Annotated in this window: 9 protein-coding genes; 4 read left to right on the top strand and 5 right to left on the bottom strand. The window is 62.4% G+C overall.

Annotation, left to right across the window (positions count from 1 at the left end):
• Position 1 precedes the first annotated feature (1 nt).
• Together AC0L2Y_RS13370 and AC0L2Y_RS13365 are read left to right on the top strand one after the other, a co-directional pair.
• Positions 2 to 562, top strand: coding sequence for an RNA polymerase sigma factor (locus tag AC0L2Y_RS13370; protein WP_473556738.1), 561 nt, complete (start codon positions 2 to 4; stop codon positions 560 to 562).
• 2 nt (positions 563 to 564) lie between these two features.
• On the top strand, positions 565 to 2685 hold the full coding sequence (locus AC0L2Y_RS13365) for a vWA domain-containing protein (protein ID WP_473556736.1): 2121 nt from the start codon (positions 565 to 567) through the stop codon (positions 2683 to 2685).
• Positions 2686 to 2835: 150 nt separating this feature from the next.
• Here AC0L2Y_RS13365 and bmt read toward each other — a convergent pair whose 3' ends face one another.
• Both bmt and AC0L2Y_RS13355 read right to left on the bottom strand, forming a co-directional pair.
• Positions 2836 to 3852, bottom strand: a complete 1017-nt coding sequence (bmt, locus tag AC0L2Y_RS13360; protein ID WP_473556733.1) for a betaine--homocysteine S-methyltransferase — start codon at positions 3850 to 3852, stop codon at positions 2836 to 2838.
• Between the two features lie 89 nt (positions 3853 to 3941).
• On the bottom strand, positions 3942 to 4784 hold the full coding sequence (locus AC0L2Y_RS13355) for a helix-turn-helix domain-containing protein (RefSeq protein ID WP_473556731.1): 843 nt from the start codon (positions 4782 to 4784) through the stop codon (positions 3942 to 3944).
• Positions 4785 to 5012: 228 nt separating this feature from the next.
• Between AC0L2Y_RS13355 and AC0L2Y_RS13350 the strand changes: the two genes are divergently transcribed.
• The gene (locus AC0L2Y_RS13350) at positions 5013 to 6023 is read left to right on the top strand and encodes a fatty acid desaturase (protein WP_473556729.1); all 1011 of its coding nucleotides are present in this window, start codon (positions 5013 to 5015) and stop codon (positions 6021 to 6023) included.
• Between the two features lie 83 nt (positions 6024 to 6106).
• On the top strand, positions 6107 to 6907 hold the full coding sequence (locus AC0L2Y_RS13345) for a phosphate/phosphite/phosphonate ABC transporter substrate-binding protein (protein WP_473556726.1): 801 nt from the start codon (positions 6107 to 6109) through the stop codon (positions 6905 to 6907).
• A gap of 107 nt (positions 6908 to 7014) precedes the next feature.
• Here the strand turns inward: AC0L2Y_RS13345 and AC0L2Y_RS13340 are convergent, their stop codons facing one another.
• The 3 genes from AC0L2Y_RS13340 to AC0L2Y_RS13330 form a co-directional block, all read right to left on the bottom strand.
• Complete coding sequence (locus tag AC0L2Y_RS13340) at positions 7015 to 8328, bottom strand: M24 family metallopeptidase (protein ID WP_473556816.1); 1314 nt, start codon at positions 8326 to 8328, stop codon at positions 7015 to 7017.
• Between the two features lie 25 nt (positions 8329 to 8353).
• Positions 8354 to 9931 carry a glycosyltransferase family 39 protein gene (locus AC0L2Y_RS13335; RefSeq protein ID WP_473556723.1) on the bottom strand — a complete coding sequence of 526 codons (1578 nt, stop codon included), beginning with the start codon at positions 9929 to 9931 and terminating at the stop codon, positions 8354 to 8356.
• An 88-nt stretch (positions 9932 to 10019) separates the two neighbouring features.
• Positions 10020 to 12605 carry a GcvT family protein gene (locus tag AC0L2Y_RS13330; protein WP_473556721.1) on the bottom strand — a complete coding sequence of 862 codons (2586 nt, stop codon included), beginning with the start codon at positions 12603 to 12605 and terminating at the stop codon, positions 10020 to 10022.
• Between the last annotated feature and the right edge of the window lie 58 nt (positions 12606 to 12663).

The following is a 12663-nucleotide window of genomic DNA, read 5'->3' as shown; positions in this document are numbered from 1 at the left end:
GATGGCGATGATGCTGGACGAAAGCGAAGCCTCCGACGCCGAACTGATCGGGCGGGCGAAGGGCGGAGACCGGGGTGCTTTCGGCAAGTTGCTCGAAAGGCACTATGGTTTCATCTATCGCGCCGCCTATCGTTGGTGCGGGAAAAAGGCCGACGCCGAAGATATCGCCCAGGAAGTCTGCGTCCGGCTCGGCCGCGCGATCCGCGACTATCACGGCAGCGGTGCCTTCACGACGTGGCTCTACACCATGACGCTGAATGCGGCGCGCGACATGATGCGCAAGACCGCCCGCGACACTGCCAAGACCGAGGCCTATGGTGCCTATGCGCTGATTTCGGGGGAAATCTCGGTAGAGCCGGAGGACCCAGCCGAGGCGCTCTGGTCAGCGGTGCGCAAGCTGCCGGACAAGCAGCGCGATGCGGTGCTGCTGGTTTATGGCGAGGGGCTGAGCCACGCCGCCGCCGCCGAGGCGATGGCAATCTCGGAGGCAACGGTTTCCTGGCACATCCATGAAGCGAAGAAACGGTTGAAGACGCTAATGCGTTCAGCCGGGGAAGTGTGACCATGGTCGACGACAATCAACTGAACAGGCTGCGCGACATCGCAGCACCGGCGCCCGGCGCGGATGCAAAGGCGCGTGCCCTCCAGGCCGCGCTGCGCGCCTATGACATGGAAGAAAAAACTTTGCCGGCCGCCCAAGGATCGGTGAGCGGGCTTCGTCTCACAGAGGGAGCACAAAGGCTCTGGAGCGAAATCATGCAAAAGAAACTCTTCGCCACGCCGGCTATTGCCGGGCTCGTTGCCCTGCCGATCGCCGGCTATGCCACCATCTACATGTTGGGGGAATCCAAATTCGGCGGGCCCAAATTCGGCGGGGACGATAAGATCACCGAAACGCTGGCTGACAAGCCGGCGACCGTCAAACCGCCGGTCGTGGCCGACGCGGACAAGCAGAAGAAGGCGGACGCCGACAGTGAAAGCCGCGACACCGGCGAGGCGCTTGTGGCACCGACATCGCCGCCGAAAGCGGAATCGACCGCAGTCGGCGGGTTGACGCAGCAAGACGTGCTCAGCCACAACGCACCCGAACCGGCGCAGAGTGGCGAGCTTGCGTTGAATGGCGGCGCAAGCTCCGCGGCTCCGGCCGTCGATGGCGGTGCGCGGGTCGGACGCATGCCTGGCACGGTCGCCGAGTCCAAGCTGATGGGACAGCAGCCCGCCGCTGCGCCGGCCGACCAGATGCTGCCGCAAGAGGAAAACCGCGACCGCGTCGAGGATTTCAAGACCAATCCGGTGCACGCCGCACTCGAAGATCCGGTCTCGACGTTCTCTATCGACGTCGACACCGCTTCCTATTCCTTCGTCCGGCGCTCGTTGAAGGAAGGTTTTATCCCGCAGGCCGATACGGTGCGCGTCGAGGAGATGGTCAACTACTTCCCCTATGACTGGAAAGGCCCGGACTCCGCCTCGACGCCGTTCAACTCGACTGTCAGCGTCATGCCGACGCCGTGGAACGAGCATACCAAGCTGATGCACGTCGCCATCAAGGGTTTCGACGTGAAGCCGGCCGAGCAGCCCAAGGCCAATCTGGTCTTCCTGATCGATGTGTCGGGCTCGATGAACGAGCAGGACAAGCTGCCGCTCCTGCAGTCGGCCTTCCGGCTGCTGGTCAACAAGCTGAGACCTGACGACACCGTCTCGATCGTCACTTATGCGGGCGATGCCGGTACCGTGCTTGAGCCCACCAAAGCTTCGGAAAAGGACAAGATCCTCGCTGCCATCGACAATCTGACATCCGGCGGCTCGACGGCAGGCGAGGCCGGCATCAAGGAAGCCTACAGGCTGGCGCAGAAATCTTTCGTCAAGGACGGCATCAATCGGGTGATGCTCGCCACCGATGGCGACTTCAATGTCGGCCAGACCGACGACGACGACCTGAAGCGGCTGATCGAAAAGGAGCGCAAGACAGGCGTATTCCTGTCGGTGTTCGGCTTCGGCCGCGACAATCTGAACGACCAGATGATGCAGACCGTCGCCCAGAACGGCAATGGCACTGCTGCCTATATCGATACGTTGGCTGAGGCCGAGAAGGTGCTGGTCGAGGATGCCTCCTCGACACTGTTCACCATCGCCAAGGACGTGAAGATCCAGGTCGAGTTCAATCCGAACAAGGTCTCGGAGTACCGGCTGATCGGCTACGAAACCCGCGCCTTGAACCGCGAGGATTTCAACAATGACCGGGTCGATGCCGGCGAGATCGGCTCAGGTCATTCGGTTACCGCGATCTACGAGATCACGCCTAAGGGCAGCGGCGGCGAACAGATCGACCAGCTGCGCTATGGCCAGGCCTCGGTCAACAATGGCGGTGTCGCCAATGCCGACGAATATGCCTTCGTCAAGATCCGCTACAAGCTGCCGAACGAGGACACTTCGAAGCTGATCACCACGCCGGTGACGTCAGCCAACGAGGTGGCGTCGTTCGACCAGGCCAGCACCGACCAGCGTTTCTCCGTTGCGGTCGCTGCCTTCGGCCAGAAGCTGCGCGACGAGGATGCGACCGCGAAGTTCGGCTACGACAAGATCATGGAGATTGCCACCGCCGCCAGAGGAGCCGACCCGTTTGGATACCGGTCCGAGTTCCTCTCGCTTGTGCGCCTTGCCTCGGCGCTCGGCGGTAACCGGTAGTGGCAATGACGGCCGGTTTCTTTCAGATGGGATCGTTCTGATAGGGGGAGCCGGCCTACGGGCGGGTGAGGCAGGCCGGCGAGGGAAACCTTGCCGGCCTTTTTTTCGCGGCCGCACAGCTTCGCGCGGAGCGCGTCACAGACGAAAGCGTCAGGCGCGTCCGCGGCGCCGCTCGCGGCGGGCTTCGCTGGTCTCGGCGACGTTGACCGTCGCCTGCTTATTACGCATCGGGCCGATGCGTTCGACGATCTGCTCGATGGTCGGGCGATCCGACTTGGTGTGCGCATCGAGCGCCTTGCGCATGGCGGCAAGGTGCTGGAACGAGGTGCCGCAGCAGCCGCCGACGATTTTGGCGCCGGCATCCACGGCGAGGCGCACATAGTCGGCCATCAGCTCGGGTGTGCCGGAATAATAGATCTCGGCGCCGCGAAATTCGGGAATGCCGCAATTGCCCTTGACGATCACCGTTGCTTCCGGCTTCGCCTCGGTCATGTCGAGCAGCGAGGCGAGAATGTCGGAGGCGCCGACACCGCAATTGGCGCCGACCCCGAGCGGTGTCTGCGACAGGCCATCGACGACGCCGTGGATGTCCTTCGGCAGCAGTCCCATCATGGTGCGGCCGGCGGTGTCGAAGGAGCCGGTATAGGTATACGGCAAGCCAACGCGGATGGCAGCTTCGGCGGCGGCGCGGATTTCGTCAGGCGCCGACATGGTTTCGATCCAAGCGACTTCGGCGCCACCGGCCTTCAGCCCCTCGATCTGCTCGGCAAAGGCCTCGACCGCCTCGTCATAAGTCATGGCGCCGAGCGGCACCAGCAGCTCGCCGGTCGGGCCGACGGAGCCGGCCACGATCACCTTGCGGCCAGCCTTTTTTGCAACGGCGCTTGCGATCTCGGCGGCGCGCTTGTTCAGCGCGTAAACCCGGTCCTGCGCATGGTGCAGCTTCAACCGGTGACGAGTGCCGCCAAAAGAGTTGGTCAGGATGATGTCGGCGCCGGCATCGACAAAGTTCTGGTGCAGGCTGGTGATGGTGTCGGGCGCGGTCTCGTTCAAGAGCTCGGGAGCCTCGCCGGCCTCAAGGCCCATGGCGAACAGATTGGTGCCGGTGGCGCCGTCGGCGAGCAGGACGCCCTTTTCGGCAAGCAGAGCGTCGATCGGATTGGTCATGGTGGAATACGCCTTCCCGGAAGAATAAGTGAGATAAGGATATAAAGAATTCTTTATGTGCCGTCAATGTCGGCGCGGAGAGCAACCGGTCAAAATCGCATCTCCGCCAGCTTTCGTGTGAAGCTGGCCGCCTCATGCGCGTTGACGTCCGCGGCACGGATCAGATTGTCGAAATGGCTGGTTAGGATGCGGATCGGCTGGGTGGCGTTCAGCACCAGATACATGTCGCCGACGTAAATGGCGGCGCGATAGGGCCCGAAGATGGTGTAGGGGATCGAATAGCGCATCCGCCCGTCATAGAGAAACAGGCGGAAGGTTGGATAGAGGTCGTCGAGCAGCGTCGCCATATGCAGGAGTTGCTGGTGGCGGTCGGCCTCCGGAAAGCGGTCCCAAACGCCCAGCCCGCGCGCGAAGATCTCCAGCGTGTGGCGCGGCATACAGACTTCCATGTCGGTTTCGGGCCGTCGGTTGTAGTCGATGCGGTACTGCGTTTCGCCGGCCTGTGCCTCGCGGCTCTTGTTGGCGATGACGGCTTCGTAGTCGACAAGCGCCTCGGTGCGCAGAAGATCGGGAATGCCGGCCGGCACGTAGCGGATTTTCGTTCCCGCCGCCTCGGCATGCCAGCGAGCCAGCAGCGTACGGTCGAAGCCGTCCGGCGCCTCCTCGATCTCAAGGCTCTCGCGGATTTCACCGGTGACGCCCTCGTCGTGGCTGAGGCCGAGCAGCCAGTCGAGCGAGACTTTGAATTCGGCGGCGATGTTGAGCAGCGTTTCGGCGCGGGGAAGGCGGGTCGAGGCGCCGGAGAGCAGCTGTGACAGCGCCGAACGGTCGATGCCAACCGCGGTGGCGAAGGCTGATTGGTTCAAATCGGACCTTGTCAAGAGCATTTTCAGGCGCTCGCGAAAGATCGTCGACAGGTCGCGCTTGTCCAAACCTCTACTCTCCCTGACGTGAGCAAAATTTTGCGCCGAAGCGGTCTACCTGGCGTTTCGAGCGCAAATGAATCTACGAGCTTGTTTACAATAGATAACATCTGCAGCTGAAAATGCGCAATCGCAACAGTTTGTGCGCTTTATCGCGTTGCAGCGGTGCAACGCTCCTGACACAATGCTGTCAGGAATCAAACGGGTTCCGGCGACTGGAAGGCAGTGGTCGATAGCATGACGAGCATGGGCAACAGGCGACATGGCGCAGCGGCCATCGAATGGCCGACCGTATTTCTCGCACTTCTATGCTACGGCGGTTGGCTTGCTGCCGGCTTTCTGCTCTGGCCGTCCTACCCGCTGCTGGCACTCGTCTTTCTGACCCTGATTGCGGCACTGCAATCCTCGCTGATGCACGAGGCCTTGCACGGCCACCCAACCCGGAACGCGCGGCTCAACGAAGCCTTTGTGTTCCTGCCGATTGGCCTTGTCTGGCCGTTTCGCCGGTTCAAGACCATTCACCTGCGCCACCACGCAGACGAGCGCCTGACCGATCCGCTCGACGATCCCGAAAGCTATTACCAGGCGCTCTGGCAGCACGAGGAGCTGCCGTCGGCGATGAAATTCCTGCTGAAGGTCAACAACACGATGATCGGGCGATTGGTGCTCGGTCCGTGGCTTTCCTGCATCGGCTTTTTCATTGACGACGCCAGGCAGGTTGCCGCGGGCGACAAGGTCGTCCGCAAGGCCTGGCTGCTGCACGCGATCGGCCTCGCCATCGTGCTACCTATCGTGCAGTTCGGCTTCGGCATGCCGTTATGGCTCTACGTTCTGGTGCCGGTGTGGCTTGGGCAGTCGCTGATTTCGATCCGCACCTACGCCGAGCACCAATGGTCGGAACATCCGGAAGGCCGCACGATCATCGTCGAGCGCTCGCCGCTGTCCTTCCTGTTCCTCAACAACAATCTGCATTTCGTCCATCACAAGACCCCGACGGTGGCCTGGTACAGGCTGCCGAAACTGTTTCGCGACCGCCGCGACGAGTGGCTGCGGATGAACAATGGCTACGCCTATCCGAACTATTTCGCGCTGCTCAGGGCCTATGCCTTCAAGGCGAAGGAGCCGGTCGTCCATCCCGTACTGCGGCGCATGCCGGAACCGGGCCGTGCATTCAAGCCGCGCGTCAGGGCACGCAGCCTCAATGGACTTGGCAGCGCGCCGGTACCCGCAGAGCCGCCGAAAGAGTGAATTTTGCGTTGTTGCAGGCGGTTCCGCGCGGACGACGCTTTCCTGAACTTGTCAATTTCCCGCATAACGGTCAAATCCCCGGCATGAGCGAATTCATTGCGGCTTTGCCGATGTACGACTGGCCGGAAGCGCGGGACGAGGTCGACGCGCAATGGGCGCGGCTGCGCGATCTTTTCAGACAAAAAGGCATCGATGCGCCGGAGACGATCATCCGCCGCAATGGCGATTTGCCTCCAGTGCCTGGCGGTATCCGCGACGATCAGGGGAAACTCATTGCGCCAGATCCGGTGACATTGCCGCCGGACGAGCTGGATTTTCACCGGCTCTGGCTGCACCCGGCGCTGCTCTTTGCGCAAACCTGCTGGGGACCGATGGAACTCGGCCTGTCGCAGCGTGTCCAGCTCGTCGGCCAGCCGCGCTACGACGCCTTCGAGGGTGGAGAGGGCGAACTCTATTCGAGCGCTATCGTCATGAGGGCGGGCGAGGCACCGCCGGTAAGGTCGCCGGCCGACGGCGGCGCCGTCATTCCGCTTGATCTGCTACGCGGCAAACGTTTCACCTTCAACAGCCTCGATTCCATGTCGGGCATCGTCGCGCCAGCCCGCGACTTGCAAGCATTGGGCGAGAGTTTGGATATCTTTTCCGGGCTGAGCGAAAGCTGTGGGCACCGTGCTTCGATCGTCGCCGTTGCCGAGGGCAGGGCGGATGTGGCGGCGATCGACTGCGAGAGCTGGGCGCTGGCGCAGCGTTTCGAGCCTGCGGCGCAGAAGGTGACGGTCGTCGGCTGGACAAGGCGGCTTAAAGGCTTGCCGTTCATCACGGCCAGGACGACGCCGGAAACGATCGTCGCCACGATGCGCGAGGCGATCGCGGCGCTCACATAATGCGCGTCGCGTTCGGTCCGCCTCATGCGAGCGCTTTAAATTCCTGTTTTTTGCATGTCATTATCACAAAACCGCTGCACACCTTTGCGTGACATGCATTAGGTCGCTCAGCCGCCAAGCAGCCGATTGTCGAGCGGGTAGGTCGAAAGCTTCTCATTGCCGGTCTCGGTGATCAGGATCTGTTCCTCGATCTTGACGCCTTCGTAGCCGCCAAGCCGACCGATATAGCTCTCGACGCACAGCACCATGCCAGGTTCGAGCACGCCGTCGGGTGTGTCGTCGGTCCAGTCGCTAGCATGCGGCAAAGTCGGGTATTCGTCGGCAAGGCCGACGCCGTGATAGAGCACCCCGTAACGGGCCGGGAAGCAATCTCCCGGCGGCACTGACGAGCGCTCGACGAGGCCGCGAAACGATACGCCCGGCCGCATCAGCTCCGTGTTGTAGGCGATCTGGTCGGCGGCGATGCGGAACAGGTCGCGCTGCTCCTGCGACGGCGGCGCGTCACCGCAAAGCCAGGTGCGCGAAAGGTCGGCGCAGAAGCCGTAAGGACCGATCAGGTCGGTATCGAAAGCGACGAGCTCGCCGGCCTCGATCATCCGCGACGAGCACTCCTGGAACCATGGATTGGTGCGCGGACCTGACGACAGGAGCCGGGTTTCGATCCATTCGCCGCCGCGCGCGATGTTGCCGCGATGGAGTTCGGCCCACAATTCGTTCTCGGAGAGGCCAGGCCTCAGCGCCTGCTCCATCTCGCCCATCGCCGCCTCGCAAGCGACGATCGCCCGGCGCATGGCAAGGATCTCGTCGGGTGATTTTATCAGCCGCGCATTCTCCATCACCGCCTCGCCATTGCCGGTCGAGATGCCGAGACGGGCGAGCTCTTCGATGCCCTCGCGATTGATGTGGTCGACTGCGATGCGGCGATTGCCGCCGCCGTGTTCCAACACCAGCTCGGCGATGCCAGCTGCCCAGCGGCGGACTTTTTGACCGGTCAGCTCACCGCTATAGAGGTAAGCCCACGACACCGCCGGCCGCACCTCGTCGACGACGCCGGAATGGTCGGAAAGGTGCTCGCAGGAGAAATAGTCGAACAGCACCACCGGGCCATCGGTGGCGACGAAACAATGCCTGGTCCGATTGTGTGAGACCCAGAGCTGCATGTTGGTCGCATCGGTGGCGTAGCGGATGTTGACCGGATCGTAGAGCAAGGCTCCCGCATAATCGCGGCGCTTCAGCTCGGCGCGGATGCGCTCGAGCCGGTATCGGCGCATAGCGGGCAGGTTAGGAGCAGCAATGCCCGCCGCCTGCCATTCGGCTTCCGCCAGCGCTCCATAGCCCAGCGCATGCTGGTTGAGTTCAGCGGCCTTCAGCCGCGATTTTTTGCGCAGCACATCGTTCGAGCCGTCCGGCTCGAACGGCATGATCTTGCGATGATGACGGGGCCGGTCAGTCGGGTTCCTGTCCACCCTCGGCTCCTCCGCTAACGCCTTCCTTGGGCGCCGTGGCTCCTCCGACCGCCATTCTCTTCAATCTTACATAGGCGCCGGGCCGGACGGACTTGTCGGTGCCACGCAACAGCGGAACCATCATTTGCCGCGGCTGGCCGTCCGGTTCGTAGCCGGCCGCTTTGAGCTGCTCCAAAATGACCGGCCGCGGATCGTCGCGGTCAAGCCAGACGAGTACGGCCGGCTCCTGCATCAGCATTTCGAAATTAGGCACTTCCTGGTCAAGTGCGACCAGTTTTTCGTCGACCAACCGCAGGTTTCCGACCCATGCACCATCAGATATTGCGGTTTTGACCGGTCCGTCCGCAGTCAATTGGCGATAGAGGGCGGGGTAATCCACGCGGATCATCCGCGACAGGCCACTGGTCCCGTTTATCTGGACGTACCAGGTGGCGGGCGCGAGCAGCACTGCGATGATCGCTCCAGCCGCGATCACCAGGAGCTGCGCATTCCTGCCCCGCGGCGCCAGCCGTTCCATAGTGGCGACGATGGCCGGCGGCAACAGGAACAGGACGGGCAGCAGCCAGCGGTCCTTGACCACCGTCACGCCGGTGGCCAGCACAAGTATTGCCAGCATGGCCAAGCCGAGCGCCAAGGTACGCCACAACAGAATTTCCCGGGCCGGACCTTTCGGATGCCGCTCGGAGAAACGGAATTTCGCCAGCCCGAAAGCCAGCGCGGAAACGAGCACCGGCAAGACCGCGAAATTGAAGGTGCCCATGACAAATTTGCCGGCGCCGACAAAGGCCGCCGCCATGCGCCCCTGTTGTGCATCTATTCCGAACTTCTCGCCTCTCGACAATAAATCCGCGGGATGCATGAGGCTCCAATAGGTGGTTGGTGCCAGCACCAATATCGCGACCGCTATGCTGATGGCGAACTTCGGATCAAGGATCGCGCTGCGCCATTCGCGCAGCGACAGCACCGCCGCAACAAGGGCGACCACCAGGAAGACATCATTATACTTGGCAAGAATTGCCGCCGCCGTGGCTAGGCCAAACGCCGCATAGGCGATCATGCTTCGGCGCTCGAGAAGATAGGCCATGGCGAGCAGGAGCAGCGAGCAGAAGCCGACGACGGCGACGGAATGCGACAAGGCGCGCTGCGATTCCCAGACGATCTGCGGGATCGTAAACAGGGCGAACATGGCCGCCGCCGCCGTCGCTTTGGTGTAGCCGAACCGCCGCATGGCGGCGAACACGCTGCAGGCGGCGAGGAACAGCACGGAGTATTTGACGAGCTTCAGCGTGAAGATACTGGTGCCGAAAACATGCGCGGCCAGCCAATTGATCCAGGTGTAGAGGGGTGGTTGAGAGCCGCCATATCCAGCCCAGAGATACGGAACGTAGATCAGCTGCTCCGCATCATCGATGCCGACGCCGGTTCCCGCCCAGGAGCTCAGCAGGGACAGTATGATGGTCTGCAAGGCGAAGTATGCCGCGACCATGACGATCGCCGCCGGGAACGGGCCGATCCGTCCCTCGGCCAGCCACTCGGCCCATCTCAGATTGTACTTCAATGAAATCTCATCGCCCTTGCCAGCAGAGTGTTGCCGGCTGCGCTAGCATGAAGAGTATGCTTCGCACAATGCGACCGGCTGGCTGCGCCTACGTCCTCATCTTTTCGCCGCTCGGGTCGAAGGGCGGCTCGACATTGATGCGTGCCGGCCGCCGGTGTCCAAGAATTTCGACTTCGAACAGCCCGGCGCTCTCGTTCTCGGCAAGCGCTGCCGGTACATAGCCTTGCGCCATCGACTTCTCGACATAATGCGCATAGCCGCCGGAGGTGACCCAGCCGACCACGCGCCAGTCGCCGTCGACAATGCCGCGCACGGCAGACGCGCCTTCGGCGGCGTTCGAGCCGCGCACTTCGTTACCGCCCGCGTCGAAGCGTGGCGCGCCATAGCCATGCGGCTTTTCCACGGTGCCGTAATCCTTGCCGCCGACCTTGGCCCAGATCGGCTCGTCGCCCATGACGTCCGCATCCGCTGCATCGACGACAAAGGAAACGCGGCGCAGCTTCGGCCCCGCCGCCTGTTCCCTGGCTGCTGCCTCACGGCCGATGAAATCGTTCTTCTCCAGCTTGATAAAGCGGTCCATCGAGCCCTCGAACGGTCCGTAGATCGGACGTAGCTCGCGGAACCAGGTCGGGAAGTTCTTCTCAAGGCGCATAGAGAGCAAAGCCCGCATGCCGAAATCGATCAGGCCAAACTCTTCGCCAGCCTCCTTGATCGCCTTGTAGACCAGACGCTGGTAGGCAGGCGCCATCCAGATCTCATAGCCGAGGTCGCCGGTGTAGGTGATCCGGTTGACCATGCAAGGCGCGCCGCCGACCGCCATCTCGCGGAAATCCATGAAACGGAAGGCCTTGGTCGAGATGTCGACATCGACCAGTTTCTGCAGCAGGTCGCGCGATTTCGGCCCGGCGATCGAGAGACCGACCAGCGTCTGGTCGAAGCGGTGGATGCGGATGCTTCCATCCTTTGGCAGATGCTTCTCGAACCAGCGCATGTGGTATTTTTGCGCTGCCGAAGAACCCCAGATCATGAAGCGTTCTTCCCCAGCCCTTGGGTCCGCCTTGGCGATGGTGAAGTCGCCGATCAGTCTGCCGAACTCGTTCAGCATCGGCGTCAGCACGATGCGGCCGGTCTTCGGCATGCGATTGGTCATCAGCCGGTTGAGAAAGTCCTCAGCCCCTGGTCCGGAGACTTCGTATTTGGCGAAGTTTGCGATCTCTGTGACGCCGACACTCTCCCGGGTGGCCCGCACTTCCTCACCGATCGGGCCAAAATCGTTGGAACGGTGGAAGGACACGACGTCCTTCGGCTCCGAACCTTTCGGCGCGAACCAGAGCGGGGTTTCGAGACCCCAGCTATCGCCCATGACGGCATTGTTGGCGATCATCGTGTCGTAAAGCGGGGTCGTCTGCGCTGGTCTTGCCGCCGGCAATTCCTCGTTGGGAAAGCGGATCGAGAACCGGCGTGAATAATTTTCGCGCACCTTTGCGTTCGTATAGCGCAGCGTTGCCCATTCGCCGAAGCGCGCAACGTCCATGCCCCAGACGTCGAAGCCGGGGTCGCCATGGACCATCCAGTTCGACAGCGCCAGGCCGACGCCGCCGCCCTGGCTGAAGCCGGCCATGACGGCGCAGGCGCACCAGAAATTGGTCAGGCCCTGCACCGGGCCAACCAGCGGGTTCCCGTCGAGCGCGAAGGTGAAGGGGCCGTTGATGATCTGCTTGATGCCGGCCTTTTCGATGCCGGGGAAATGCTTGAAGCCGATCTCGAGCGACGGCGCGATGCGGTCGATGTCGGGCTGCAGCAGTTCGTGGCCGAAATCCCACGGCGTGTTGACCGGCGACCACGGCTTGCAGGCTTTTTCATAGGTGCCGAGCAGGATGCCGTTGCGCTCCTGGCGGGTATAGATCTCGCCCTTGAAGTCCAGCACGCCGATCATTTCGCGGCCAGTCGACTTGTTGAATTCCTCGACCTCCGGCATCGGCTCGGTCAGGAGATACATGTGCTCCATGGCCAGCACCGGCAATTCGACGCCGACCATGCGGCCGATCTCGCGCGCCCACAGGCCGCCGCAGTTGACGACATGCTCGGCTTTGACCGTGCCTTGCTCGGTGACGACGTTCCAGGTGCCATCGACCTCCTGCGTCAGTTCGACGACGCGGTTGCGCAGCACGATCTCGGCGCCCAGCCTCCTGGCCGCCTTGGCATAGGCGTGTGTGGTGCCGGAAGGATCGAGATGGCCCTCGACTGGATCCCACATGGCGCCGACGAAATTCGTCTCGTCCATCAGCGGGAACATCGCCTTGGCTTCGGACGGCGTGATCAGTTCGGTGTCCATTCCGAGATAGCGGCCCTTGGCGTGGGCGAGCCGCAGGAAGTCCATGCGCTCGGGCGTGTCGGCCATCATCACGCCGCCGGTCAGGTGCAGCGAGCAGGATTGGCCGGAAATCTCCTCGATCTCCTTGTAAAGCTGCACCGTATAGGCCTGCAGCTTGGCGACGTTGGGATCTCCGTTCAGCGTATGGAAGCCGCCCGCTGCATGCCAGGACGAGCCGGAGGTGAGCTCCGAACGCTCGATCAGCATGATGTCGGTCCAGCCAGCCTTGGCAAGATGATAGAGCACCGAGCAGCCAACGACCCCGCCGCCGATGACAACCGCTTTTGCATGAGATTTCATGAAGATAGTTCCGTTTTTGAAGAGATTGAATCGAGTGAGCGGGGCGCGAAAACAAAGC

This window comes from Mesorhizobium sp. WSM4830, assembly GCF_055811495.1.
The sequence above is the reverse complement of the archived record's forward strand: the minus strand, read 5'-3'. Positions and strand labels throughout refer to the sequence as shown.